The following is a 24,989-nucleotide window of genomic DNA, read 5'->3' on the forward strand; positions in this document are numbered from 1 at the left end:
GTTCAAATATGATGCTTGATACTTCCCTGCCTAACAGCACTGCTCGCACCCGGCGCCTGCGCTGGACGCGGTTGGCTGAGCCGTGGTGGTACTTGTCGCCGGGCTTACTGCTGATCGCGCTGTTTATCTTTGTGCCGATGGCGATCGGCATCTCGTACGCCTTTCAGAGCATAAATCTGCTCAATCCGCTGGAAACCGGTTGGGTAGGCTGGGACAACTTCAGCGAGATGTTTGATGACCGGCGCTTCTTTAAAGCGCTGGGCCACACGTTGAACTGGACGCTGAGTTCTCTGTTGTTGCAGTTCTTCTTCGGCCTGGCGCTGGCGTTGCTGCTCAAACGTGAATTCCGCATGCGTCGCTGGGTGCAGGCGCTGGTGTTTTTGCCGTGGGCGGTGCCGGCGTTTCTCTCCGGGCTGACCTGGTCATGGCTGCTCAATCCGGTCGTGGGGCCGCTGCCGCAGTGGCTGAGTGATTTGGGGGTGCTGAGCGAGCCCTATAACATTCTGTCGGATCCGCAACTGGCGATGTGGGGACCGGTGATCGCCAACGTCTGGTTTGGCATCCCGTTCTTTGCCATTACGCTGCTGGCGGCGTTGCAATCGATCCCTAAAGATCTCTACGAAGCGGCATCGATTGACGGCGCCAGCGGCTGGCAGCAGTTTCGCCGCGTGACGCTGCCGTTTCTCGCGCCGATGATTGCTATCACCGTGATGTTACGCACCATCTGGATCGCCAACTTCGCCGATCTGATTGTGGTGATGACCGACGGCGGGCCAGCAGGCTCGACCTCGATTCTCTCCAGCTACATCTTCACCACCGCCTATCGCAAGCTCGATTTCGGCTATGCCTCGGCGATGGCGGTGTTTCTGTTACTGCTGATGACCTGTTATGCGCTGGTGTTACTGCGCATACGCCATCAGCTGTTGAAATAAGGAGCGACCATGCGATTGTTACCGCTGATAGGGCATCGTCTGAGCATTGCGGCTTACCTGGTCTTCGCGCTGTTTCCGCTCTACTGGATTATCAAAATCTCCGTTACGCCGGATAAATTGCTGTTCAGTCAAGGCGTCACGCTGCTGCCGAGCGGCGTGACGCTTGATCATTTCCGCAAGGTGTTAACCGACAGCGATTTCCCCACGTTTTTCAGCAACAGCCTGATTGTTTCGTTCAGTACCGCGCTGCTGACCACGCTGATTGCCGCCGCAGCCGGCTACGCGTTTTCCCGCTTTCAGTTTCGCGGCAAAGTGCTCATTGCCGGGCTGCTGCTGTTTACGCAGATGTTCCCGCTGGTGATGATCATTGCCCCGATCTACAAGGTGATGGCGCCGCTTGGCCTGACCAACAGTTTGCTGGGTCTGATTCTGATCTACACCGCGTTCAACGTGCCGTTTGCCACGTTTCTGATGCAGTCCTTCTTCGATGCCATTCCGAAAGATCTGGAAGAGTCGGCGATGCTGGAAGGCTGTACCCGTTTTCAGGCGCTGTATCGCGTACTGATGCCGTTAACGCTGCCGGGCATGGCGGCCACGCTGGGCTTTGTGTTCACCGCCGCGTGGAGTGAGCTGCTGTTCTCGCTGATGCTGATCAATAAAAACGAAGTGATGACCTTCCCGGTCGGGCTGCTGAGTTTCGTGTCGAAGTTCGCCGTTTCGTGGGGCGAAATGATGGCGGCGGTGGTATTAGCGTTGATTCCCGCGTGTCTGTTCTTCGCCTTTATTCAACGTTATCTGGTTCAGGGACTCACCGCCGGTGCGGTTAAGGGGTAAATGATGGCTGAAATTACGCTCAAAAAGATCGACAAGCGCTATGGCAACGTAGAAGTCCTGCGCGATATTAACCTCACCATTAAAGATGGCGAATTCGTGGTGCTGGTTGGCCCCTCCGGCTGCGGGAAATCTACGCTGCTGCGTACCATCGCCGGACTGGAGCTGGCGAGCGGCGGTGATATCCGCATCGGTAATCAGCTGATGAACGATGTGGCACCGAAAGATCGTGATATCTCGATGGTGTTTCAAAGCTACGCGCTCTATCCACACCTGACGGTAGCGCGCAATATGGGCTTCAGCCTGGAGATTCAGAAGCGTCCACGGGCGGAGATTGAAGAAAAAGTGAAGCGCGCAGCGGATATTCTCAGCCTGACGCATCTGCTCGATCGCCGACCGAAAGAGTTATCCGGCGGCCAGCGTCAGCGCGTGGCCATGGGACGCGCCATCGTGCGCCAGCCACAGGTTTTTCTGTTCGATGAGCCACTGTCGAATCTTGATGCACAGCTGCGTGGGCAAATGCGCGTCGAGATTAAGAAACTGCATCAGCAGATGAACAACACCATTGTCTACGTCACGCACGATCAGGTTGAAGCCATGACCCTGGCTGACCGCATCGTGGTGCTCAACAACGGTGTGATTCAGCAGGTCGGTACGCCGCTGGAGCTGTATGACACGCCGGCGAATAAGTTTGTTGCCAGTTTTATCGGCTCACCGTCCATGAACTTCATCCAGGGCGTGATGGCTCAAGGTGGCGTGCGTATCGGCGACAGCGCGCAGCTGCCGCTGAATGTTGACTGGGCGGCGCAACCGAGCGGACGCGCTGTGATTTACGGTATTCGCCCGGAGAATATCGCTATTGCTGCAGCGGGAACCGCCGATACGCTGCCGCTGGAGGTATCGCTGGTGGAACCGACCGGTTTATCCGAACTGATTCATGGTTCCCTATTGGGGCACGACATCATGCTGTTCACCACCCAGCGCTCCGGCGCACAGGCGGGCGATATCCTGCCGGTGACCCTGGATGCTGACCGCGCGATGTTATTCGATGCTGATTCGCAAAAGCGGCTATGATTGCCCCGGCACTCATTACGCGACGAGAGGGTAAACACCGATGACAGCAGCAACGCCCGGCATTCTGATCCTCGCCGCGGGGAAAGGAACGCGCTATATCGCCAGCGGCGGTAGCGGAAATAAGCTGCTCGCCCGGCTGGACGACCAGACCACCACGGTGATTGAAACGGTCATCGCCGAGGCGAAGCTGAGCGGGCTGCCGGTGGCGCTGGTGACGCGACCGGAATATCAGGCGGTGCAACAGCATGCGGCTAAGGCTGGCGTACAGCTGATTGTTTGTGACAGTTGCGGCAGCGGTGAAACGATTGCCGCTGGGGTAGCGATGACCGGGATGTGGTCGGGTTGGATCATCGCGTTGGGTGATATGCCGTGGATAGCTGCAGAACATTACCAGCAGGTATGGCGCGCGCTGGAGCAGGGCGCGCCACAGGTGCGCCTGACGCATGATGCTAAACCCGGCCATCCGGTCGGCTTTAACCACGCATTTGCTGATGCGCTGCGTCAGCTGCGCGGTGATGAAGGTGCGCGATCGCTGTTGCACCCTAAACTGCTGCTGAGCTTGCCCGCAGATGTCCGGGTGCAACGGGATATCGATAGCCTGTGAACGTGGTTAATCAATCGCTTCAAGGCGCGCGGCAGCCACATCGGCAATAATTGATAACGCCAACGTGCGCGCATCCCGCGCCTGAGCGAAAATGCCGATGGGCGCTTTGATGCGCGCAATCTGCGACGGGCTACAGCCCAGCGCCAGCAATTTTTCTGCCCGTCTGGCGTGGGTGCGCTGGCTGCCCAACGCGCCGATATAGAAGGGCGTGGATCGTAGTGCGGCTAATAATGCCGGCAGCTCGCGATCGAGATCGTGATACAGCAGAATCACCGCCGTAAATGCATCAATAGCCTGCGCCTTAACTTCATCACCGGACTGCACGTCGTAGCCAGCAGCCTGAGCAATGGACGCGGTTGCCTGCGCCTCAACGGAACGGCCATACACCACAATGCGGGTGTTAGGTTGATAGCGCATCATGAAGGCATCATCCTGCCAGCCGGTCGGCTGCGCGGCGTCAACGCGAGTGAGCCGCTGGAAGGAGGGTAGATAACACAACGTGGCGGGGTTTCGCTGTGCGAGCGATTCCAGCACCTGATGTAACGGCTGGGCCGCGCGCAAGCGGTGAAATAACAGCGTAATGCCGCCCCCGCACGGCAGCACAATATCCAGATAGGGCGATCCTTCGCCATAGCTGACCAGGCGATCTTTGCCGCTGGCCATGACTTCCAGCGCTTCGTAAGCCGCCGCCGCTTCGACGCAGCCACCCGATACGTAGCCGCAATAGCGCCCATCTGCACGCACCACCATCTGCGCACCTAATGCTCTGGCCGCACCGCCGCGAATCTCCACCAGCGTGACCAGCACCGCCGCGAGGTCGGCGTCGAGTGCCTCAGCGGCAAACCGCAGAATGGCTGCGCTGTCGTCGGTCTGCAAAGCCTGCTGCGGCTCTATCCGCGGTTGCACATCCTGATCAATCAAAACCTGTTGCAAGCTGCATCTCCTGTGCGGACGTTTAGGCCAGAGCGGGAAGGCCCATCAGCAATTTATCCAGCGTGACCGGATATTCGCGCACGCGCACGCCGGTAGCGTTGTAAATGGCATTCACAATCGCCGCACTGACGCCACATAACCCCAGTTCGCCCACGCCTTTGGCCTTCATTGGCGAGGAGATCGGATCGGTGTCGTCGAGGAAAATCACTTCCTGTTCAGGGATATCGGCATGAACCGGCACTTCGTAGCCCGCCATATCGTGATTGACGAAAAAGCCCAGACGTTTATCGACAATCAGCTCCTCCATCAAGGCGCCGCCCAGCCCCATCGTCATGGCACCGATTACCTGGCTGCGCGCCGTCTTCGGATTGAGAATGCGCCCGGCGGCGCAAACCGCCAGCATGCGTCGAACGCGCACTTCCCCGGTGGCGACATCGACGCCCACCTCGACGAAATGCCCGGCAAAAGTGGATTGCTGAAACTGCTGATCCAGATCGCCAAACTCAATGCTGTCTTCCACCGAAATGGTCTCTTCTGCGGCAGCCGAGGCCAGCGACGCGCTGTGCTGGCCATCATGTACCCTGCCATCGCTGAACGTGGCCGTTTGCGCATCAAATCCCAGCCGGGCAGCGACCGCTTCGCGGAGCTTCACGCAGGCGGCGTAAACACCGGAGGTTGAGGTGTTGGCTCCCCATTGCCCGCCGGAACCGGCTGAGATAGGGAAACTTGAATCGCCCAACCGCACGACAACCTGTTCGATCGCCACACCCATCATCTCCGCCGCGGTTTGCGCAAGAATGGTGTAGCTGCCGGTACCGATATCGGTCATGTCGGTTTCAACGGTAACAATGCCTCTCGCATCCAGCTGCACGCGCGCGCCTGAGGTCGTCACCATGTTGTTACGAAAGCCTGCCGCTACGCCCATGCCAACCAGCCAGCGGCCATCCCGAACGGTAGCCGGTTGCGCCTGACGGCGATGCCAGCCGAATCTCTCCGAGCCGGTGTGCAGGCATTCGACTAATTGGCGACGTGAGAAGAAGCGTTCGGGATGTGCCGGATCCACCTGGGTATCGTTAAGGATGCGAAACGCAACCGGATCGATGCCGACTTTTTCTGCGATCTCATCAATGGCGATCTCCAGCGCCATCAGTCCTGGCGCTTCGCCAGGTGCACGCATGGCGTTACCTTCGGGCAGATCGAGCTGCGCCAGACGCAAGCCGGTAAAACGGTTAGCGCCGGCGTACAGCAGTTCGGTCTGCTGCACGGCGGTTTCAGGTGTGCCATCCGGCAGATTGCCCGACCAGCTCTCATGCGCAATCGCCGTAATGTGGCCGGTGTGATCGGTGCCGATGCGGATATGCTGAATAGTTGCCGGGCGATGGGTGGTGTTATTGGCGATCAGCGGCCTCGGCAGCATCACTTTAACCGGACGCTGGATAGCACGCGCGCCTAATGCCGCCAGCACCGCATCGCTGCGCAGGAACAGCTTGCCGCCAAAGCCGCCGCCAATGTAAGGCGAAATAATGCGGATGTTTTCTAATGGCAGATTGAGCGTGGCGGCCAAATCGGTCCGGCACCAGTCTATCATCTGGTTTGAGGTCCAGACGGTCAGTTTATCGCCGGTCCAGCGCGCCATCGAGGCATGCGGTTCCATGGCGGTATGGCTTTGGTCCGGCGTGGTGTAGTGCGCGTCCAGTGTCACTTCGGCAGCAGCGAAAGCCCGCTCAAAATCTCCGACGCGTTTATCCGGCTCATCTTCGGGCGCCGACGTGACCGCTGCTTTTTCGGCGGCGAGATCATAGGCGCCCTCTACACCTTGACACTGCACCTGCACCAAACTGGCTGCCGCGCGTGCCTGTTCAAAGGTTTCAGCCACCACCAGCGCTACCGCCTGGTGATAGTGCTCAATGTTGCCATCAGCCAGCAGCAGGGCGGTATTTTTATCACCTTTACCCAGCTCGCCGGCACTCTCTGCGGTGACCACCGCAAGCACTCCTGGCGCACATTGAGCGGCGTGAGTATCGATTGCCGTGATTTTGCCTTTCGCAATCGGCGCGCCGACCACATAGCCGTATGCGGCATCGGGTGCTTCGCTATGCCACTCGTAAGCATAATGCGCCAGACCGGAGGTCTTAAGCGGTCCATCGATACGATTAAGCGGCTGACCGACCACCTTAAGCTGATCGATGGGATTAGATCCTGCAGGCTTTTCGAACTTCATCAGTTACCCCCTCGCTTCCGCTAACACCGAGGCAAGCGTTCGCTTCGCCAGAATGATCTTGAATTCATTTTCCGCCGTTGGCTGCGCGCTGGCGAACAGCCGATCGCTTGCCGCCTGCGCACCTTGAATTAAGGCATGGTCAGCCGCCTCCATGCGCCACGGCTGGTGCGCTACGCCACCGAGCGCCACGCGACCCGAACGATCGGGCTGAATGATTGCCGCCACGGAGACCAGAGCAAAGGCGTAGGATGCGCGGTCGCGCACCTTGCGATAAATATGGGTGCCACCCAGCGGCGCGGGTAAGCACACCGCGACAATCAGCTCGCCGGGTTTCAGCACCGTTTCCAGATGTGGCGTGGTGCCTGGCGCACGATAAAACTCCGCAATCGGAATCTGGCGTTCCGTGCCGTCCGGGCTGACTGTTTCAATCACCGCATCCAGCAGGCGCATGGCCACCGCCATGTCGCTGGGATGAGTGGCGATACAGGCCGGGCTCACGCCCACCACCGCATGTTGACGGCTGAAACCATCAAGGGCGGCACAGCCGCTACCGGGCACGCGCTTGTTGCAGGGCTGATTGGTGTCGTAGAAGTAAGGACAACGCGTACGCTGCAGCAGATTGCCCGCCGTGGTGGCCTGATTGCGTAACTGTCCAGAGGCACCCGCCAGCAGGGCGCGTGCTAACACGCCATAGTCGCGTCGGACTCTGGCATCGGCCGCCAAATCGGTATTACGCACCAGCGCACCAATCCGCAAGCCACCTTGCGCCGTGGCTTCAATTTTATCCAGCTCAAGGCCGTTGACATCAATCAGATGAGCAGGGGTTTCGATCTCCAACTTCATCAGATCAAGCAGATTGGTGCCGCCGGCGATAAATTTCGCACCGGCGTGTTGCTGCGCACTGGCAGCCGCTTCGGCGGCGGTTTTCACACGTTGGTAGCTGAAGGCTTTCATGGCGTTTGTCCCTCCGCATACTCCTCAATTGCCGCCAGGATGTTGGCATAGGCGCCACAGCGGCAGATATTGCCGCTCATCCGCTCGCGAATTTCATCAGCGGAGAGTGGCGGTGCCGAGACCAGATCATGGGTAACGTGGCTGGGAATACCCGCCTTGATCTCCTCCAGTACCGCCAGCGAAGAACAGATTTGTCCCGGCGTGCAGTAACCGCATTGATAGCCGTCGTGGTCGATGAATGCGGTTTGCAGCGGATGCAACTGGTCAGGATTGCCGAGGCCCTCAATGGTGGTGACGTCGGCATCCTGCTGCATTACCGCCAACGTCAGGCAAGAATTGATGCGCCGCCCGTTGACGATCACCGTGCAGGCACCGCATTGGCCGTGGTCGCAACCTTTTTTGCTGCCGGTTAGGTGCAGATGCTCACGCAGGGCATCCAGCAGCGTGGTGCGGGTATCGACGTCGAGTTGCTGGCGGACGCCATTAACTCGCAGAGTCACTGATGCGCTATGGCTGCTCATGCCAAATCTCCAGTAAATGAAAAGAGAAATCAGGATAGAACCTGTTTTTGTATGGTTATAGAGAGATAAGCATAGTCGGCATTTGCAAAAGAATTATCCGGAATCTCTGCTAGTCGCTGATAAGCCTTTATAAGGTGAATTTTTCGGCGAAATAGATAATTAAAAATAAACCGAAGCGATTATTTAGGGCGATATGTTGGCGTTATCGCGCGTTAATTAAGCGCCTCGCTTAAAATTACTTCAGTTTAAATTGAGACTAATTATCCCTTTGCGCATGATTTATAAGTGAAGCGGCTATTTAAGTGAAATTTTGCTCTACAGTTAATAGGGTCTTAACTGGAGGAGCATGTGACATGTCGAAAGATAAAAAAGAACAAAATTTAGAACATACCGCGCCACATAAGGGGCCAGAAACCTCTCAACCGGGATTAGGTGACTTAGCGCCTAAAGATGGCGGACACAAACCTGCCGCTGAGCCGACGCCGCCGGGAAAACAACCCACTGCACCCGGCAGCCTGAAAGCGCCAGAGATTAAAAACGATAAGCTCGATCAGCTGAATGAATACCGCAAGAATGGCGAAAACGCGGGGCTGACCACGAATCAGGGCACGCGCATTGCCAACGATCAGAATTCGCTGACTGCCGGCGCGCGCGGGCCGACGCTGCTGGAAGACTTCATCATGCGTGAAAAAATCACGCATTTTGACCATGAACGCATTCCTGAACGTATCGTGCATGCGCGCGGTTCTGCCGCACACGGCTACTTCCAGCCTTATCGTTCGCTGGAAGCGCTGACTAAAGCGGGTTTTCTCTGCGACCCCGACAAAGCCACACCCGTCTTTGTGCGTTTTTCCACTGTGCAGGGCGGCGCCGGTTCGGCGGACACCGTGCGCGATATCCGTGGATTTGCCACCAAGTTCTACACCGATGAGGGCGTGTTTGATTTGGTCGGCAACAATACGCCGGTGTTTTTCATCCAGGATGCGCATAAATTCCCGGACTTTGTGCATGCGGTGAAACCTGAGCCGCACAATGAAATCCCGCAAGGGCAGAGCGCGCACGATACCTTCTGGGATTATGTGTCGCTGCAGCCTGAAACGCTGCATAACGTCATTTGGGCGATGTCTGATCGCGGTATCCCGCGCAGTTATCGCACCATGGAAGGTTTTGGTATTCATACTTTCCGCTTGATCAACGCTGAGGGTAAAGCCACCTTCGTACGTTTCCACTGGAAACCGGTAGCGGGTAAAGCTTCGCTGCTGTGGGATGAAGCGCAGAAACTCACCGGGCGCGATCCAGATTTCCATCGCCGCGATCTGTGGGAAGCCATCGAAGCCGGCGATTTCCCGGAATATGAGTTAGGACTGCAGCTGATTCCAGAGGAGGACGAATTTAAATTCGACTTCGATATTCTGGATGCGACCAAACTGATTCCAGAAGAGTTGGTTCCAGTCGAGCTGGTGGGCAAAATGGTCCTGAATCGCAATCCGGATAACTTCTTTGCTGAAACCGAGCAGGTAGCGTTCCATCCAGGTCATATCGTGCCGGGGCTGGACTTCACCAACGATCCGCTGCTGCAAGGACGTTTGTTCTCCTATACCGACACGCAAATCAGTCGCCTTGGCGGTCCGAACTTCCATGAGATCCCGATTAATCGCCCGGTTTGTCCTTACCATAACTTCCAGCGCCAGGGCATGCATCGTACGGAAATCGACACTAATCCAGCCAATTACGAACCCAACTCCATCAATAATAACTGGCCACGTGAAGTGCCACCGGCAGCCAAAGCGGGCGGTTTTGAGAGTTATCAGGAGCGGGTGGAAGGCAGCAAAGTGCGCGAACGTAGCCCATCGTTTGGCGAGTATTATTCGCAGCCAAGACTGTTTTGGCTGAGCCAGACGCCTGAAGAGCAGCAGCACATCATCGGCGCGTATTCATTTGAGTTAAGTAAGGTGGCGCGACCGTATATCCGTGAGCGCGTGGTGGATCATCTGCTGCAGATTGACGTCACGCTGGCCGAAGGCGTAGCGAAAAATCTGGGGTTGAAACTGAGTGATGAGCAGTTGAACACGGCGCCGCCAAAAGATGTCAACGGTCTGAAAAAAGACGACAGTTTGAGTCTTTATGCGCAACCGAGCGGTGACATTAAAGGGCGTCAGGTCGCTTTGTTGCTCAGCGATGGCGCAAAAGCAGCCGATGTGCTGGCGGTGCTTCAGGCGCTGAAAGCGCAGGGCGTGCATGCCAAAATTCTGGCGGCGCATATGGGGCAGGTGTTGGCGGATGATGGCTCAGTGCTGCCAATTGATGCCACTTTCAGCGGGCTTCCTTCACTGACGTTTGATGCGGTGATTGTTCCCGATGGCAACATTGACGCCTTACTGCTGAGCGGCGATGCGCGTTATTTCCTGCTCGAGGCTTACAAGCATCTCAAACCTATTGGTCTCAGCGGTGACGCGCGTCGGTTCAAAGCGCAGTTCAACGTGCAGGATAATGAGGCAGAAGAAGGTTTGGTCGAAGACGTTAAAGCAGAAGGGACCTTTATGGCAGATTTCCTTTCGGTAATGGCATCGCACCGTGTCTGGTCACGCAGTAAAAAAGCCCTGACCGTGGCGGCGTAAACAGCAAAGGGCGGGATAGAGATTCCCGCCCTTTGCCTATCAGTTAGCTGGCTGGTGGCTGCTATGCTGGGCCATCACCGGCTTCACCTCGAAGACACCCTGAGATGCCATCACTGAACAACTGATCGCCGCCGCGAGCGTTACACCAACCCATATCTTTTTCATTCGTCATCTCCGCCGAAACTGTTATTACCTCTTCAGGTTTAGCAGCAATTATTTGAAAGTCGAGAATGGCTGAGTTTTTAAGAAATATCTTTAGCGCATCTCGCTAAATAATAATCCTGTCACGCGTTACTTAAAGTGTTTTATATGGGTGACTACTGTATTGGCTATATATTTCGACAAGCAATGACCTGAAAGAAATCCGAATTTTCTGCCAGGATTGATGCGGGCTTAATTGCGTGGCCGCAGGGTTTGACCACTTCACTTTTATGCAATTCAGGAAAACCATTTTGGAAAATCAGCAATATTTAAATCCACAACGTAGCGAAGGATTCGCCGGACTGGGCGACTATGCGGCCATCGGGGAGGGCAGATCGGTTGCGCTCATCGCGCCTGATGGTTCGATTGACTGGTGGTGCGCTCCCAATCTTGATTCCAAACCCCTGTTTGACCAGATCCTTGACCCGCAGATTGGCGGGTTCTTTCAGATCGTGCCGCTGGCGGATTATCGGGTGACGCGCAATTATCGCGAAAACAGTAATGTGCTGGAGACCCGTTACGATACCGATAGCGGATCGGTACTGCTGACCGAGTCGATTAACAGCACGCTGGCAGGGCGCTTACCCTGGAGCGAGCTGGCCAGGCGTATTGATGGGCTGGAGGGGGAAGTCACCTTAAAAATTACGCTGCGGTTTGCCACTGCCGCCGAGACGCGCTCGCCGTGGATTGCTGACAGTGCGCAAGGCAAGGTGTATCACATTGCCGATTTGATGGCGATGCTGCGTACCAGCGAAGATGTCATCCTCGACCACGTCGACGATGAACGGATTAGCGGCACCTTAACCGTGAGTAAAGGTGCTCGTTCACTTTGCGCTTTGCTGGTAACGGAAAAAGAGCCGCTGGCGGTACCGGACATGAAGGCCATCGATGGACGCATTGACACCAGCGACACGGCCTGGCGCGACTGGGTCAACAGTCTGAGCTACAGCGGCCGTTATTCGTCATTAGTCATACGTTCAGCGCTATCGTTAAAATTCCTGTGGTACTCCCCAACGGGCGCACTGGCAGCCGCAGCAACCACTTCGCTGCCCGAAGGCATCGGTAAAGAGAAGAATTACGATTACCGCTACGCGTGGGTGCGCGATGCCTGTCTGATCATTAAAGCGTTCATTTGCCTCGGCGCGCTGGAAGATTGTAAGGCCGCATTTTCCTGGCTCACTAAAACCATTATCGATCACGGCGTCAGGTTGCGTGCCTGCTATACGCTGGAAGGCGATATCGTCCCTGAAGAGCGCTTTCCAGCACTGCGCGGATATCAGGATTCGCAACCGGTACGCGTTGGCAATAACGCGCGCGATCAGATTCAACTCAGCATGTATGGCGATATGCTGGCCACGGCGCAGGGCTTTGTGGAAGCCGGGCACGTATTGGATCTCACCACTGCGCGCTTGCTGGGTGAGCTGGCTAACTGCTGTGCGGATAGCTGGCGCCAAAAGGATTCTGGCATTTGGGAGTTGCCGGAGGAGCAACATTACACCCATTCGAAGATGGCGTGCTGGCTGGCGCTGGATCGCGCGGTGATTTTAGCCGAGCGAAAATACATCGAACCTACCTGGGTTGAACGCTGGAAGCGCGAGCGTGACCGTATCAGTCAGTGGATTGAAAGCCATTGCTGGTCGGAAAAACTGCAGAGCTATACCTTTTATGTCGGCAGCGATGAGCAGGTGGATGCCGCGCTAACGCTGATGCATCACTACGGCAACAGTGTTAACCCGGAAAGAATGCGCGCAACCTACCGCGTGATCCGTCGCGAGCTGGGTAATAACGGCGTGATGCTCTATCGTTACAGCGGCGTGGATCGCGAAGAGAGTACCTTCCTGGCGTGTTCGTTCTGGATGGTAGAAGCCTGGGCGGCGATGGGGGATGGTGCAGGCGCGGAAGAGATGATGACGGAGATTTTGGCGCTGCTCAATCGACGCGGTAACGTCGATATTTTCAATGAAATGTATGATGTCCGTAGCCAGTCATGGCGGGGCAATATGCCGCAGGGACTGAGCCACTTAGCCCTGATATTTGCCGCACAGGGTTTAAGCAACGCTGAGAAAAGCAAAGAGTAACAACTACGGGTAATTGCCAGGCATCAACATTAAAGCGGCCCATCCAGCGCGATGTGGATGGGCCGTTGAGCGACGCGTTATAAAAACTTACTTCGACTGCTGCTGTTTGCTATCCGCTTCTTTCTGTTTCTTGTTGGCCATATGGTGACCCACAGCGCAACCCGCCGCCGCACCCGCAACGCCATGATGCGCCATATGACCGGCAACGCCGCCGACTGCAGCGCCTTTCAGGCAGCCTTTAGCTTCAACCTGGGATGTAACAGACAACAATAAACCGGCAGTGAGCACGATGAATGAAAACTTACGCATCAGGATTCCTTCCTTTCTAGTTAGCAGGGCACAATAAGCCCTGACACAGCATAGTCACGGTGAAAAAGCAGAGCGTTAAAAAGTGTAAACGCATGAGACAATGCCTAATGACTGGGCTGCTCAATCGCCTGTTCCAGAAACTGGATGAACGCTCTTACTTTGGCATTCAATGCCGAACGTTCGTTGACGCAGGCAAAGATATTCATCGGTAAGGATTGCGCTCGATTTTCATCACTTTGATCGGTGTCGAACAAGGCGATCAATTGGCCGCTGTCTAACAATGGCTGAGCAACAAAGCTTGCAAGACGGGCAATGCCGCCGCCGTTGACTGCTATTTTTGCAATAATATCAATATCATCGCTAATAAACTCAGGGTTGAGCCTGGCGCTAACCGATTGGCCATTAACCCTAAAAGTCCAGGGAAGAAAACGTCCATCTGTGGGATAGCGGAAAACCAGACAGGCGTGCTGGATAAGATCTTCGGGCGTTTTAGGCATGCCCGCGCGCTGCAGATATCCCGGAGATGCGCAAAATACAAATGGCAGTGAAGCAATTTTTCGGGCGATCAGTTGGTCATTCAGCTGTGCTTCAATGCGAATACTGACGTCGATACCCTCCAGCCGATGATCAACATTACGGTCGGTGCTAATCAGTTCAACATCGATATCGGGATAAGAGTGCTTAAAAGCGGGCATCAATGGCGCCAGAACGTAGCGGCCAAACGCGGCCGTAGTCGCGATGCAAAGTGAACCCTGCGGTTTCGTTTCAATGGCCGCCGCCTGCGAGGCGAGATCGATATCCTGAGGAATATGACGAACTTTCTCGAAATAGCGTTTACCACTTTCGGTTAACGCCATGCTGCGCGTAGTGCGTGATAGCAAACGCACGCCGAGGTGTTGTTCCAGACGAGAAATACTCTGGCTTACCGCCGCCGGGCTCATCCCTTTGGCGCGCGCCGCCGCAGCAATACTGCCATTCTCCACCACACGAATAAACGTCCCGATTAACCCCAGCAAATCCATACTATCTCCAGCGCCTGATTCGTCACTTTTATTGAGCAATGATTAAAGCAGATGCGTGCTACCGCCATCCCAATTAGCTTGATAGTTTAGCCGTTGTTGCGCTAACCCCGACTGAACAGGAGAAGTTAATGACTGAAGCTACCACGAGAAATTCTGCCCGCATCCGCCTGCCAAAGCACACCACACCCTACATCTTTGCTCTCTATATGGCGACCATCATGGCGTTTTTGATGAGTTTAGTCATTACTTTCGCCGAGTTTGGAGTAGGGCCGCATTACATGGAAAATGTGATGAATGCGTATCAGGTTGCAATGCCCGCGGCTTTTGTCTGCATTCTGGTGGTGCGCCCGATTGTGGTGCGGTTGGTTGGGTTTACGGTGCATGGGCATTGATTTAAACCCACACAAATGCTTTGCCTCTTGAGTTTTCTACACGGCATGGATATTCATTTAACTCTTGAATTGCAGCTTGTTTGCCTACATGAGCGCTAAACGCTCATGTAGGAAGTCTATAAACGTCCGTACTTTCTCTGGAACATGACGTGTATTGGGGTAAAGCGCATAAATCCCTTGTCGGGGAAAATGATGATCTGGCAGCAATTGGGTTAATTCCCCTTTAGCTACCTCATCCTGCACCAACCAGGCTGGCAGGATCGCAACGCCGGCACCTGCTAAAGCGAAAGCCAGCAACGAAGCCGCGCTGTCAGCCGTGATCATGGGCGGATTTTGTGCGCTTAAAAGTACATTTTCTCCCTTCGGTGTTGTCACCTGCCAGCTTAATGGCGTTGATAAACGGCTATGCGCAATCCATTTCGCTGAAGCAAGTTGTGCCAGGTCTTGGATTGATTCTTCACCCAGGGAGTTCAAATATCCGGGAGCTGCTACCGCCAGGATTTCAAATTGATCGATGAGGCGGGCGTGATGATTTGAATCGGCAAGATGGCCAAGTCGGATGGCTACATCAAAGCGACCAGCAATGAGGTCGTCGTTTTTTGATGATGACACGTGCTGAATTCGCAACTGAGGATGTTTAGCAGCAAAGGCAGACAGTGCAGGTACTATGACGCGAGCACCATACTCCGGGGTTGTTGTTATTCTCAGTAAACCGCTTAATCCTGAGTGATCGCTTCGGACATCCTCCAGAAGGCTTTCCGCATCCTGAAGCAGTTGAAGGCAGCGATGGTAAAATCTTTCGCCGGTATCAGTCGCTGAAACTCGCCGGGTACTCCTGATGAGTAGCGAGACCCCCAGCTCTTCTTCAAGATGTTTAATATTAAAACTCACCACCGCTTTGGTTAATCCGAGCGTCTGAGCTGCACCGGTAAAACTGCCAGTCTCCACCACGGCTACGTAGATTCCCAGCCGTTGCATGTTGATCATCGTGGACCCTTTCCTCAAAGCTTATTGTCAAAATATTTTTGACAGTGTAACAAGGTAAAGTGAATTTATCCTGATTATTTATGACCTTATACTGCGCGCCTCATGCTGTCTTTCCCGAGAAAAAAATGACTTATCGAGTGCGCGTGGCCTGTGTGTATTTGCTGGGATTCTTTATCGATTTGGTAAACATGTTTATTGCAAACGTTGCCTATCCGGAGATTGGCCGACGTTTTGATGCACCTGTTAGTCAGCTGGCATGGATAAGTAATGGCTACATCCTCGGCCTGACGTTGGTCATACCGCTAAGCAGTTGGCTGGCACGCCGTATGGGGGCTAAACGTCTGTTTATGCTCTCCTTGCTTATTTTTATCGTTGGTACCTGCGGTGTGGTTGCATCAACATCGGTTACACAGCTCATCGCGTGGCGCTGGATGCAGGGCATCGGAGGCGGGTTATTGATCCCTATCGGGCAGACAATGACCTATGCCTTGTACAAGAGTAATGAACGCGCGAAGTTATCTTCAGTTGTTATGTTGGTTGCATTACTTGCGCCAGCATTGTCGCCAGTAATTGGAGGCGTATTGGTAGAAAGCCTCAGCTGGCGCTGGGTATTTCTTGTCAGCCTGCCACTGGCAATCGTCGCATTTGTGCTTGCGGGTTGCTGGCTTAAAGCTGACCGCCCGGTGAAGTCATCGGACCCTTTGGATATCGTGGGTTTAATCAGCGGTTGTGCAGCACTCACTCTGATCCTCCTGGGACTGACATATCTGGGTGAAGCAGGCAGACTTCACCAGGGAGCGCTGATGCTTCTCGTTGGTGCCTTGGCTATGGGGGGCTATGTCTGGAACGCGCTCAAAAAAGATCGCCCGCTGATTAATCTGCATCTGGTAAAGGATCCACTCTTACAAACAGCCATGCTGATTTATCAGTTCATACCAGGCGTATTTACCGGCGTTAGTATGATCACAATGCTTTACCTACAAAACCAATTGGATATGCATGCAAGTTTTGTTGGCGCGCTCATGCTGCCGTGGTCAATGGCTTCTTTTGCTGCCATTAGTTTAACGGGTAAAAAATTCAATCTCTGGGGGCCGCGCCCGCTATTTATAACCGGATGCCTGGTTCAGGCCGTGGGCATTGGCATGTTGGCGCTAACAGGCCAGACAGCGGATGCCATTATTTGTGTGCTGGCATTCGCATTCATGGGATTTGGTGGCAGTTTGTGCAGCAGCACCGCTCAAAGCTCTGCTTTTATACAAATCGCCGATCATGAACTGGCCGATGCCAGTGCTCTATGGAATATCAATCGCCAGCTCAGTTTTTGTCTTGGCGTTACGCTGGTCAGCTTACTGTTTAATTTGATTGCTAATACAGGCATGCCCATAGAACAGTCTTATCACATCTGCTTTGTGTTAGCGGCATGCAGCGTGGTCATTCCTGTCCTGTGCTGTTTCCGCATTGCAAATGAGAAAGTGATCTTTACACTTAATAAGGAGCAAAAATGAATCGTTATTTTAAGGAAGTGCTGGACGCTCATGTATTAATTCGAAGCTGGTTAGGTAATAAAGATGCAAATATTGAGGTTTGCGAAAATCTATTAGCGCGTTTCAGCCCTAAATACGCCATGGTTACACCAAGTGGCGCTTTGCTGGACTTCGCAACATTAGACTCATTCTTCCGAACTCAGCGTGGAGCGCGCCCGGGTTTAGAAATTGATATCATCGATATGCAGATTATCGCTGAGGGTGAAAAGGGGGCAACTGTAATTTATAAAGAGTTGCAGAAGCTTCCTGAGCAAAACCCCACACTCCGTTTTTCAACTGTTGTGTTCGAATTGAATAATGATGGTGAGGTGATCTGGCGCCACCTGCACGAGACTTCGTTACCCCAGCCATAATTAAGTTTGTAGTCATAAACTCTGACGTGTGAGAGGTTGTCCTCTCATGCACATTGTGCGTCATGCTGGACTAAAAATGACTAATGAAGCATCTCCGAGAACTCTTCCGCAGGTTGATGACTGAAGAGCAGCCGTTGTTAAACGAGCCGGAAGGCGTCGCTACAAGAAAAAGAAAAGCCGGTGATACACAGCGACAGAGGCAGTCCAATAAAATATCCGCATCTCCCAGGCGGACATTACTATTGGGCTACTACAATCTAAGTACATGTAATGTATATTATGTTAAATGAAATACCTAAACGCGCACTCTAAACTTGTTCAGTCCTATCACCTGCTCTTTTGAAAAATCGCATTGGTAAATGTTCTACTTAGCCAGCAAGCCTGCTGGCTAGTTGAAATGGCCTTCAAGTGCCTCACTTTGTCATCTGCAACTCATACACCACGCAAGGTACATCGTAATGTCGCTCAATGCCTTTGTAGGTCATTCCCAGCCGCTGCATCACCTTGTGCGAAGCGCTGTTTTCAGGATCGGCAACAGCGACTAAATAGTTCACGCCGATATCCTCAACCGCAAACTTAACGATCGCCTGCGCCGCCTCTGTTGCATAGCCTTTGCCGTGATGATTGGCATTGAGACGCCAGCCAATTTCCAGCGGCGCACCATCCTGATTGGCCAAATGCTGAAGGCATGCCGCCCCAACTACCTCACCGGAGGTTTTTTCCCGCAGTGCCCACCATGAAAATCCATACTGCTGCCAGCGTGCCTGCACGCGCTCAATCGTGGCTAATGTCTCTTCCGGCGTTTTTACCACGCCATTGCTGATGTAACGCATGATCTCCGGATCGTTTTCCATCGCATGCAGGCCATCAAAATGGGCGAGTTGAAAAGGTTCCAGTCGCAGCCGAGTGGTCTCTAATTCCATGGTTCCTCCAAAGAGCGTCGATAGCTTTAAAAGGTTTTTAAAACAACCTTATCATTGAATTGAGCTTATAAAGTTGCTTTAAACAGCTCTAATTTTATGCAGATCTTTCATGGTAATGCTACTATAATGGCTTAATTTGAAGCCCTTAAGTTTGTAATTGAAACACAGGAGCTCTTTATATGTCCCTTAATCTATATTCAGAATCTGCCATGATAGCTGCGCTGGGGCAACGCCTAAAAGATCATCGATTGCGACGTAACATGCTACAGAAAGAGTTGGCTCATAAGGCGGGAATTTCGGTGTCAGCACTAAAAAAGCTGGAAAATGATGGCAAGGTGACGCTGGAAAACTTTATGAAGGTGGTTTTTACGTTACGTCTGGAGAAAGAGATGATGAATTTATTCTCTGCGCCGGCGCTGAGCATAGCTCAGGTTGAGGCTCTCAATGCACCGATTCGTCAGCGGGCCGCACGGCCCAAAGCAAACTCCTTAACCCTCAATAAAGGTGATAAGGCGGAATGAGAAAATCAAACGTTAGCTTCGCGCCACTGCAACGAATGGAGGTCATCTATGAAGGCTGGGGTGAAAAGTGGTGTTTAGGCATACTCGCGGCGGGTAGACAACGCGGCGAATGGTTATTCGAGTTCTCAGAACAGAGCATTCAGCGCGGCATTGAGTTTTCGCCTGTGCTTCATCCACCGGCCAACACCACTTATAGCGATTTCGAGCGCCATCAGGAAGGTATCCCAGGATTTATTGCCGACTCTCTACCTGATGGTTGGGGACGTTTGTTGATGGATCGACTGCTGCGCCGCAATGATATTGAACCTGCTACCTTGTCTCCACTGGATCGGTTAGCGATGCTAGGCAGCAATACCATGGGTGCGCTTACTTACCGCCCGCTGTTGGACGTGCCAGGCCACGAAACGAATCCACATAGTATCAGCGACCTGATGGTGCTAGCTCGGGAAATTGAGATTGAGGTAGCGGGCCAAGACTCCGATGTGCTGCCTGAACTGGTACGCCTTGGCGGTTCGCCGCACGGTGCTCGACCCAAAGTCCTGGTGGAGTTTGATTCTGCTAGCGGACGCATAAATTCATCGGCCTTTTCCGGCAGCGATCCCTGGCTGATAAAATTCCCCGCAGCGCAGGAATCGGCTTGGGTCTGTGCTTTGGAAGAGGTTTATGCGCGTATGGCGAGACAAGCCGGTATTGAATTCCCGGAAAGCCGCTGGTTTCCGCTAGAAGATGGCCTCGCGGCCTTTGGCGTTAAACGTTTCGATCGCTATCAGGGAATGCGTGTGCCGACACTGAGTATGGCGGGCGTACTGCAGGCAGACTTTCGACTTCCCTGCCTCGATTACAGCGATATTTTGCAAGCGACAGCGATGGTCACGCGATCTGCCGTGGAGCGCGAGGTCCAGGCGCGTCGTATGGTATTCAATGTGATCATGAATAACCAGGACGATCATGCGAAGAACTTCGCGTTTACCCTTAACCAGAATGAAGAGTGGCAAGTTTCACCCGCCTACGATCTCACCTTACAAATGGGGCCTGGTGGGCAGCATCAGTCATCAGTCGCTGGTTACGGCACGAAAATCAGTCGTAAAGCACTAATAAAGGCCGGGAAATCCGCTGATATTAGCGAGAAAATCATTAATACCATTATTGAGGAAGTGTGCGACGTTGCCGCCACATTTACCACGATGACTAAAACATTAGATGATGCAATTCCTAAAGCGGTCATAAAGTCTACAGCTGCAAAAATTGAAGCTGCCATCAAGGCACTTTAATCGAAATATCATTTAGCGTGGCACGGGGAAAATTAAAGATTCCCCGCACAGGTTAAATCAATTGACCTTATGCAGCGCCTGCACCAGCGTCATGGCGTAAGGCGAGGCTTCTGAAATATCCAATTGCTGCTCAAGTTCAATAAGATGATCGCGCATCAGCTGCTGTGCATTGGCGGTATTTCCGGCGTTAAGTTGATCAATGATGTGCTGATGCTCATCACATTGGCACACCGGCATCTCATTACGCTGATAAAGCATGACAATCAGCGAACTTAGCACCATTAAATTATGCAGAATATCTTCCAGCACTTTGTTATCGGCAATTTTGCCCAGCAGCAGATGAAACGCGCCAAGCTGATACACCACCCGTTGCCGCTCCTGGCTATGAATCGCCTCGTGTTCCTCTTTTTGCTGCTGTTGCAATTGCCAGGCAAATGCCGCCATTTTTTCCGGCGTTATGCAGGCAATAATCGCCGATTCAATGGCGTGGCGAGCGGTGAAGATTTCACGCGCTGTAGTGGCGGATGGCTGTGCAACAATCGCACCTACATTGGGCTCAATGGTGACAATATGCTGCAACGCCATGCGCTGCAGTGCCGCCTGCACATGGTTGCGGTTTGCCGTAAGTGCATCAACAATCTGCGCTTCAATCAATCGCGTTCCCGGCCGTAGCTTATGCTGGGCAATGGCCATGGTTAGCGAATCATAAATGCGGGTGATCTCTTTTTGTCTGGGGGTTAATTTCGCGCCCATACTCAATCCTGTATCGGTCATGTCGGTCCCCCTGAAATATACATCATTTAGGCGCGGTAAACGCGTTGGCCGCGGAAGTAACTGGCTGAAATTGCTGGCAGACGCGCCACCGCTTCGGCTGAGCAGCTGGCGTTGAGCAGGATAAAATCAGCCGCGTCGCCCGCCATTGGCCAGACGCGTGCGCCCTGCTCATTCAGCGGCAGTATATCGCCGGTGGCAATCGCCAGCGCCCGGTTAAGCGCAAACTCGGTACCGCGCCCATAAAGTTGAGCCCACAAGTTGGCTTTTTCCAGCATGCTGCCGCTGCCAAATGGCGACCAATGATCAATCACGCTGTCGGTACCGGTCATCAGCTTTACGCCACATTGGCGCAACAACGGCAACGGCATAACGTTTTTCCCCAACGGTAAACCGGACGCCAGACTAACGCCCAGCGCCGCTATACGTTCACCCAGCGCCTGCACTTCAGCATCGCCAATTTGCGCCAGACAGTAAGCATGGCTCAGCGTCACTCGCCCTTGCAGGCTCGGCGCCTGTTCTACTCTGTCCAGCAGATAGCGAATACAGGCAATACCGCTGCTGGCATCTTCATGCAGATGAATATCCACGCCGCTGTGACTGTCGTGCGCCAGATCGAGCATGATGTCCAGAGAACGCTGCATATCGCCGTCAACTTTAGTGGGATCAAGCCCGCCGGTCCATTGGCAGCCGAGTGCCAGCGCCTCACGCATCAGCGAGGTTACGCCCGAGCGCAACAGACCGTGCTGCGGAAACGCCACAATTTCGCAGTTGATGACGCCATCAAACGCTTCCAGCGCCTGCAGCAGATGTTCAAGGCTGCACAGTCCGCTCACCGGATCGATATTGCAGTGGCTGCGTATTGTCGTCGTGCCGTTGCGCAGCAGCAGTGTGATCAACTGTTGTGCATGCTCCACCGAATCCGCTAACAGCGTCGGTAAAAGCTGTTGCTCCAGCGCGATCATCTGGAAAATATCCTGCTCGTTATTCGGCTTAGCGGCTCGCCACGGTCGGCCATAAAACGTCTTATCCAGATGGATATGCATATCGCGCAGTGTCGGCAACATCAGCAGGCCGCCCGCATCCACCTGCGGCAATGGGCTTGGTGCTTCGTGCTGCGGCGTGATGGCGACAATGCGGCCGTGGTTAATTTCAAGTGCAAACAGATCGCTACGCGTACCCTGAATATGACCGTTATTTTCAATAAATCCGGTCTCTAACCTGACGTTGGTCAGTAGATAGTGTTCACTCATGGGCTGCGCCTCGGGTTACGCGGGGAAATGACGATGTGACGATCTCTTCCACCGGCGGATGGCCCACGGTTCTCTCCGGATAAGTAGAAATGATGTGCGCAAAGACCTGTTGCGACTCGGCGTGTAACGCGGCGGCGCTCTGCCCGCTGTTCACCAACTCGCGATCCCACACCACTTTGCGTCCGGCGATAATCACGCCGGAGACATCCCGGCCATTGCCGTTCAATACCAGCGACGTGATCGGATCGAAGATCTGTCCCAGCGCGGGTTGATCGAGATTGACCAGCATCATATCGGCCTGACATCCCGCCGCCAGCCGCCCGAGGTCGTCGCGTCCCAGCGCCTGGGCACCGCCTAGCGTCGCCATGCGGTAATAATCTGCCGCGCTAGCAGCCGCGATATCGCCGGTAACCACGCGCGTAAGTACCACGCCCATCTGCATATTGGTAAACATATCCGCAGGAAAAGTATCGCTACCCAGCGCCAGATTGATGCCAGCCGCTTTGAGTGCCGGATAGTGCTCCAGATATTTGCCGTGGCGACCGGAAACCAGCGGACAGGCCACCACGGACGCGCCAGATTGTGCCAACCTGACGATATCTTCAGCGACGCTTGCCGAATTGGGATTCACGCCGCCGAGGAACTGGCCATGCGGCAACAGCATATGGCGATTAAGCAGGCCACTCTCTTCGAGAACCTGCAGCGAGCTGCGCCCCTGATAGCGCCGGGCGATTTCACCTACCTCCAGCTCACTCTGGCAGCAGTGCAGCCGCGTTGGGCACGCTAATGACGTGACAACGTCACTCAGATCTTTTAACCACACGGCATCCCCACCCTCAATGCGATCGGGAGCCAGCATGCCGCTCAGGGTGGAAACGCCGCGCTGCTGCATGCGCTGGTAGAAATTAACCGCATCGTCTAATCCCTGCTGGGCGCGCTGACGATCGCCGTTCCATGAAAACTGCCCCTGATTATCGCTGGCGTAGTAGCCGGCCATAAACGCCGGTCCCAGCCATGCTCGCGCGCCTAGAGATTCAGCAACATCGGCGGCGTACAGGTATTCATCGAAATCTTCGGCCCATTCGCGGTAAAGAATAGAGGTGATAGGCGCAAAACTGGTGATGCCATTAAGCAGCAGATGGCTGTAGGCATAATGCTTGGCGAAGTTAAGCTGCTCGCGGCTGTAGAGATCGCGCCGGTGCCACTCGGCGGCGACAATGCGCCCTTTTTTCCAGCCCGGCTGGTTGTCGAACGCCAGCACGGTGGTATCGAGATCGCCCAACGCATCAAGGTCAATAAATCCAGGACCGACCAGACAATTCCCGGCATTGATCTCTTCATCAACCTGGCCGGTGTAATCAAAACCAACAAACAGAATGCGTTCGCCCTGCCACACCACTTCGCCATCCGGCAGCAGGCAGTGATCGCCATCGCGATAGCCCACTACCCAAGCGGCGCGCAGGCGGGTTACTTTCTCGCTCATCAGAACAGGCACTCCCCATTTTCGGCGATCAGTTTGCCGCCTTTGATCACTTTACGATTGCGCGGCAACTCCACTAGCGCTTCCACCATGCTGCGGCCGGGAATCAGCACCAGGTCGGCGCGATTGCCCGGCTGCAAACCATAGTTATCCAGTTCCATTACGCGGGCACCGCCGTAAGTAATGGTCTCGGCGGCGCGCATAATTTCCCGGTCCTGACGCCAGCGATAACGCAGTCCCATGGTGACCGCGCGCTGCAGCATGTCGCCGCTGCCATACGGGCTCCAGGTATCGCGCACGCCGTCATTACCGGCGCAAAAGGCGACGCCTGCTGCGGTCAGCAATTCATACGGCGGCACCGCGATATCCGCCGGCGCGGTCGTCGCCACCGACATGCCCAGCTCTGCCATCTCTTCGGCAAACTGTTGCTGGCGCGCCGGTTCAACCATGCCAAGACAGAAGCCGTGGCTCAGCGTAACGCGATTCTGCATCTGATAACGGCGGGTAAAGTCCAGCAGCAGCTCAAGACTGAACGCGCCCAGTTCACCGCGTTCATGCAGATGAATATCCAGCTTTTTATCGTGGCGCACCGCCAGGTCAAAGATGATCTGCAGATGGCGTACCGGATCTTTATCGTATGAGCAGGGATCTAAGCCGCCCACCAGCTCCGCGCCCATCGCCAGCGCACGATCCAGCAACGCTTCCGTTCCCGGACTTTGCAGAATGCCACTCTGGGGAAACGCGACAATCTCAATATCGACCTGGTCAGCCAACCGACGGCGCGTCTCCAGCACACCTTCCAGGTTTGCCAGGCCAATTTCGTTATCAATGTCGACATGGGTACGAATAAACGAGGTTCCCGCCGCAATCGCGCGCCGCGTAATGCGCTCTGACTGCAGCTGCGCATCGGGCTGCTGTTCGCGGCGATAATCACGCTCATTAGCAATAATCGCGGCAAGGTTGCGCGGCACTTCATTGCGATACCAGTCGCGTCCCAGCAAGGTTTTATCCAGATGAGCGTGGCCATCTACCAGGCCAGGAAAAGCCTGCATGCCGCGCGCATCAATCAGGGTGGTGCCGGGTGCTGGCGGCAGATTAGCGCCACGCGCTGCAATCACGCCATTTTCCAGCAACAGGTCAACGGGTTGGCTTTCATCAAACGGCGTGACGTGTTGAATTAATAGACTTTCCATCAG

The 24,989-nt window shown here is 54.4% G+C and carries 23 protein-coding genes; 11 read left to right on the forward strand and 12 right to left on the reverse strand.

The window, feature by feature from the left end; translation table 11 throughout:
• Positions 1-8: 8 nt before the first annotated feature.
• From WFL93_RS05750 to WFL93_RS05765, 4 genes are read left to right on the forward strand one after another with little or no spacing between them, the layout of a single operon-like run.
• The gene (locus tag WFL93_RS05750) at positions 9-932 is read left to right on the forward strand and encodes a carbohydrate ABC transporter permease (protein WP_336777479.1); all 924 of its coding nucleotides are present in this window, start codon (positions 9-11) and stop codon (positions 930-932) included.
• Between the two features lie 9 nt (positions 933-941).
• A complete protein-coding gene (locus WFL93_RS05755) occupies positions 942-1,766 on the forward strand; it encodes a carbohydrate ABC transporter permease (protein WP_049851622.1) in 825 nt (274 codons plus the stop codon).
• 3 nt (positions 1,767-1,769) lie between these two features.
• Complete coding sequence (locus tag WFL93_RS05760) at positions 1,770-2,837, forward strand: ABC transporter ATP-binding protein (protein WP_036621268.1); 1,068 nt, start codon at positions 1,770-1,772, stop codon at positions 2,835-2,837.
• A 40-nt stretch (positions 2,838-2,877) separates the two neighbouring features.
• Positions 2,878-3,441, forward strand: a complete 564-nt coding sequence (locus tag WFL93_RS05765; protein ID WP_336777480.1) for a nucleotidyltransferase family protein — start codon at positions 2,878-2,880, stop codon at positions 3,439-3,441.
• Between the two features lie 6 nt (positions 3,442-3,447).
• On the opposite strand, the gene WFL93_RS05770 is transcribed toward WFL93_RS05765, so the two are convergent.
• From WFL93_RS05770 to paoA, 4 genes are read right to left on the reverse strand one after another with little or no spacing between them, the layout of a single operon-like run.
• Positions 3,448-4,374, reverse strand: a complete 927-nt coding sequence (locus tag WFL93_RS05770; protein ID WP_336777481.1) for an XdhC family protein — start codon at positions 4,372-4,374, stop codon at positions 3,448-3,450.
• Between the two features lie 22 nt (positions 4,375-4,396).
• Complete coding sequence (gene paoC / locus WFL93_RS05775) at positions 4,397-6,595, reverse strand: aldehyde oxidoreductase molybdenum-binding subunit PaoC (protein WP_336777482.1); 2,199 nt, start codon at positions 6,593-6,595, stop codon at positions 4,397-4,399.
• 3 nt (positions 6,596-6,598) lie between these two features.
• Positions 6,599-7,549, reverse strand: a complete 951-nt coding sequence (locus WFL93_RS05780; protein ID WP_336777483.1) for an FAD binding domain-containing protein — start codon at positions 7,547-7,549, stop codon at positions 6,599-6,601.
• The gene (gene paoA / locus WFL93_RS05785) at positions 7,546-8,070 is read right to left on the reverse strand and encodes an aldehyde dehydrogenase iron-sulfur subunit PaoA (protein ID WP_009127993.1); all 525 of its coding nucleotides are present in this window, start codon (positions 8,068-8,070) and stop codon (positions 7,546-7,548) included. Before paoA ends, WFL93_RS05780 begins: the two co-directional genes overlap by 4 nt.
• 353 nt (positions 8,071-8,423) lie before the next feature.
• Between paoA and katE the strand changes: the two genes are divergently transcribed.
• Positions 8,424-10,688, forward strand: coding sequence for a catalase HPII (gene katE, locus WFL93_RS05790; protein ID WP_336777484.1), 2,265 nt, complete (start codon positions 8,424-8,426; stop codon positions 10,686-10,688).
• A 431-nt stretch (positions 10,689-11,119) separates the two neighbouring features.
• Positions 11,120-12,967 carry a glycoside hydrolase family 15 protein gene (locus tag WFL93_RS05795; protein ID WP_442955881.1) on the forward strand — a complete coding sequence of 616 codons (1,848 nt, stop codon included), beginning with the start codon at positions 11,120-11,122 and terminating at the stop codon, positions 12,965-12,967.
• Between the two features lie 87 nt (positions 12,968-13,054).
• On the opposite strand, the gene WFL93_RS05800 is transcribed toward WFL93_RS05795, so the two are convergent.
• Together WFL93_RS05800 and WFL93_RS05805 are read right to left on the reverse strand one after the other, a co-directional pair.
• Positions 13,055-13,276: a hypothetical protein gene (locus WFL93_RS05800; RefSeq protein ID WP_049851615.1), complete on the reverse strand. Its 222-nt coding sequence runs from the start codon at positions 13,274-13,276 to the stop codon at positions 13,055-13,057.
• Positions 13,277-13,380: 104 nt separating this feature from the next.
• Positions 13,381-14,298, reverse strand: coding sequence for a LysR family transcriptional regulator (locus tag WFL93_RS05805; RefSeq protein ID WP_049851614.1), 918 nt, complete (start codon positions 14,296-14,298; stop codon positions 13,381-13,383).
• Positions 14,299-14,426: 128 nt separating this feature from the next.
• Here WFL93_RS05805 and WFL93_RS05810 point away from each other — a divergent pair, with 128 nt between their 5' ends.
• Positions 14,427-14,690, forward strand: a complete 264-nt coding sequence (locus tag WFL93_RS05810) for a DUF2798 domain-containing protein (protein ID WP_049851613.1) — start codon at positions 14,427-14,429, stop codon at positions 14,688-14,690.
• A gap of 84 nt (positions 14,691-14,774) precedes the next feature.
• On the opposite strand, the gene WFL93_RS05815 is transcribed toward WFL93_RS05810, so the two are convergent.
• Positions 14,775-15,677 (reverse strand): LysR family transcriptional regulator, encoded by a 903-nt coding sequence (locus WFL93_RS05815; RefSeq protein WP_336777486.1) that lies wholly within the window; start codon positions 15,675-15,677, stop codon positions 14,775-14,777.
• A gap of 125 nt (positions 15,678-15,802) precedes the next feature.
• Between WFL93_RS05815 and WFL93_RS05820 the strand changes: the two genes are divergently transcribed.
• Positions 15,803-17,182, forward strand: a complete 1,380-nt coding sequence (locus WFL93_RS05820) for an MFS transporter (RefSeq protein ID WP_336777487.1) — start codon at positions 15,803-15,805, stop codon at positions 17,180-17,182.
• Positions 17,179-17,574 (forward strand): DUF4440 domain-containing protein, encoded by a 396-nt coding sequence (locus WFL93_RS05825; RefSeq protein ID WP_336777488.1) that lies wholly within the window; start codon positions 17,179-17,181, stop codon positions 17,572-17,574. The genes WFL93_RS05820 and WFL93_RS05825 overlap by 4 nt, the downstream gene beginning before the upstream one ends.
• Before the next feature lie 413 nt (positions 17,575-17,987).
• Here the strand turns inward: WFL93_RS05825 and WFL93_RS05830 are convergent, their stop codons facing one another.
• The gene (locus WFL93_RS05830; protein ID WP_336777489.1) at positions 17,988-18,497 is read right to left on the reverse strand and encodes a GNAT family N-acetyltransferase; all 510 of its coding nucleotides are present in this window, start codon (positions 18,495-18,497) and stop codon (positions 17,988-17,990) included.
• Positions 18,498-18,676: 179 nt separating this feature from the next.
• On the opposite strand from WFL93_RS05830, the gene WFL93_RS05835 reads away from it, so the two are divergent.
• Entirely contained in the window at positions 18,677-19,018 is a 342-nt protein-coding gene (locus tag WFL93_RS05835; protein ID WP_336777490.1) for a helix-turn-helix domain-containing protein, read from the forward strand.
• A complete protein-coding gene (locus WFL93_RS05840; RefSeq protein ID WP_336777491.1) occupies positions 19,015-20,289 on the forward strand; it encodes a type II toxin-antitoxin system HipA family toxin in 1,275 nt (424 codons plus the stop codon). The genes WFL93_RS05835 and WFL93_RS05840 overlap by 4 nt, the downstream gene beginning before the upstream one ends.
• A 57-nt stretch (positions 20,290-20,346) precedes the next feature.
• Here WFL93_RS05840 and WFL93_RS05845 read toward each other — a convergent pair whose 3' ends face one another.
• The 4 genes from WFL93_RS05845 to WFL93_RS05860 are packed head-to-tail and all read right to left on the reverse strand — an operon-like array spanning position 20,347 to position 24,986.
• Positions 20,347-21,042 (reverse strand): GntR family transcriptional regulator, encoded by a 696-nt coding sequence (locus tag WFL93_RS05845; RefSeq protein WP_009127977.1) that lies wholly within the window; start codon positions 21,040-21,042, stop codon positions 20,347-20,349.
• Between the two features lie 47 nt (positions 21,043-21,089).
• A complete protein-coding gene (locus WFL93_RS05850) occupies positions 21,090-22,313 on the reverse strand; it encodes an amidohydrolase (RefSeq protein WP_336777492.1) in 1,224 nt (407 codons plus the stop codon).
• Positions 22,306-23,796, reverse strand: a complete 1,491-nt coding sequence (locus WFL93_RS05855; RefSeq protein ID WP_336777493.1) for a chlorohydrolase family protein — start codon at positions 23,794-23,796, stop codon at positions 22,306-22,308. Before WFL93_RS05855 ends, WFL93_RS05850 begins: the two co-directional genes overlap by 8 nt.
• The gene (locus tag WFL93_RS05860; protein WP_336777494.1) at positions 23,796-24,986 is read right to left on the reverse strand and encodes an amidohydrolase family protein; all 1,191 of its coding nucleotides are present in this window, start codon (positions 24,984-24,986) and stop codon (positions 23,796-23,798) included. Before WFL93_RS05860 ends, WFL93_RS05855 begins: the two co-directional genes overlap by 1 nt.
• Positions 24,987-24,989 lie beyond the last annotated feature (3 nt).

The organism is Pantoea sp. USHLN256, from assembly GCF_037149875.1.
GTDB classification, from domain to species: domain Bacteria; phylum Pseudomonadota; class Gammaproteobacteria; order Enterobacterales; family Enterobacteriaceae; genus Pantoea; species Pantoea nemavictus.

Coding starts and splice junctions, on each gene's coding strand:
- WFL93_RS05750 (WP_336777479.1), top strand. CDS start 9: ATGATGCTTGATACTTCCCTGCCTAACAGCACTGCTCGCACCCGGCGC.
- paoC (WP_336777482.1), bottom strand. CDS start 6,595: ATGAAGTTCGAAAAGCCTGCAGGATCTAATCCCATCGATCAGCTTAAG.
- WFL93_RS05810 (WP_049851613.1), top strand. CDS start 14,427: ATGACTGAAGCTACCACGAGAAATTCTGCCCGCATCCGCCTGCCAAAG.
- WFL93_RS05760 (WP_036621268.1), top strand. CDS start 1,770: ATGGCTGAAATTACGCTCAAAAAGATCGACAAGCGCTATGGCAACGTA.
- paoA (WP_009127993.1), bottom strand. CDS start 8,070: ATGAGCAGCCATAGCGCATCAGTGACTCTGCGAGTTAATGGCGTCCGC.
- WFL93_RS05815 (WP_336777486.1), bottom strand. CDS start 15,677: ATGATCAACATGCAACGGCTGGGAATCTACGTAGCCGTGGTGGAGACT.
- WFL93_RS05855 (WP_336777493.1), bottom strand. CDS start 23,796: ATGAGCGAGAAAGTAACCCGCCTGCGCGCCGCTTGGGTAGTGGGCTAT.
- katE (WP_336777484.1), top strand. CDS start 8,424: ATGTCGAAAGATAAAAAAGAACAAAATTTAGAACATACCGCGCCACAT.
- WFL93_RS05765 (WP_336777480.1), top strand. CDS start 2,878: ATGACAGCAGCAACGCCCGGCATTCTGATCCTCGCCGCGGGGAAAGGA.
- WFL93_RS05795 (WP_442955881.1), top strand. CDS start 11,120: ATGCAATTCAGGAAAACCATTTTGGAAAATCAGCAATATTTAAATCCA.
- WFL93_RS05755 (WP_049851622.1), top strand. CDS start 942: ATGCGATTGTTACCGCTGATAGGGCATCGTCTGAGCATTGCGGCTTAC.
- WFL93_RS05845 (WP_009127977.1), bottom strand. CDS start 21,042: ATGGGCGCGAAATTAACCCCCAGACAAAAAGAGATCACCCGCATTTAT.
- WFL93_RS05825 (WP_336777488.1), top strand. CDS start 17,179: ATGAATCGTTATTTTAAGGAAGTGCTGGACGCTCATGTATTAATTCGA.
- WFL93_RS05800 (WP_049851615.1), bottom strand. CDS start 13,276: ATGCGTAAGTTTTCATTCATCGTGCTCACTGCCGGTTTATTGTTGTCT.
- WFL93_RS05850 (WP_336777492.1), bottom strand. CDS start 22,313: ATGAGTGAACACTATCTACTGACCAACGTCAGGTTAGAGACCGGATTT.
- WFL93_RS05805 (WP_049851614.1), bottom strand. CDS start 14,298: ATGGATTTGCTGGGGTTAATCGGGACGTTTATTCGTGTGGTGGAGAAT.
- WFL93_RS05780 (WP_336777483.1), bottom strand. CDS start 7,549: ATGAAAGCCTTCAGCTACCAACGTGTGAAAACCGCCGCCGAAGCGGCT.
- WFL93_RS05820 (WP_336777487.1), top strand. CDS start 15,803: ATGACTTATCGAGTGCGCGTGGCCTGTGTGTATTTGCTGGGATTCTTT.
- WFL93_RS05830 (WP_336777489.1), bottom strand. CDS start 18,497: ATGGAATTAGAGACCACTCGGCTGCGACTGGAACCTTTTCAACTCGCC.
- WFL93_RS05840 (WP_336777491.1), top strand. CDS start 19,015: ATGAGAAAATCAAACGTTAGCTTCGCGCCACTGCAACGAATGGAGGTC.
- WFL93_RS05860 (WP_336777494.1), bottom strand. CDS start 24,986: ATGGAAAGTCTATTAATTCAACACGTCACGCCGTTTGATGAAAGCCAA.
- WFL93_RS05835 (WP_336777490.1), top strand. CDS start 18,677: ATGTCCCTTAATCTATATTCAGAATCTGCCATGATAGCTGCGCTGGGG.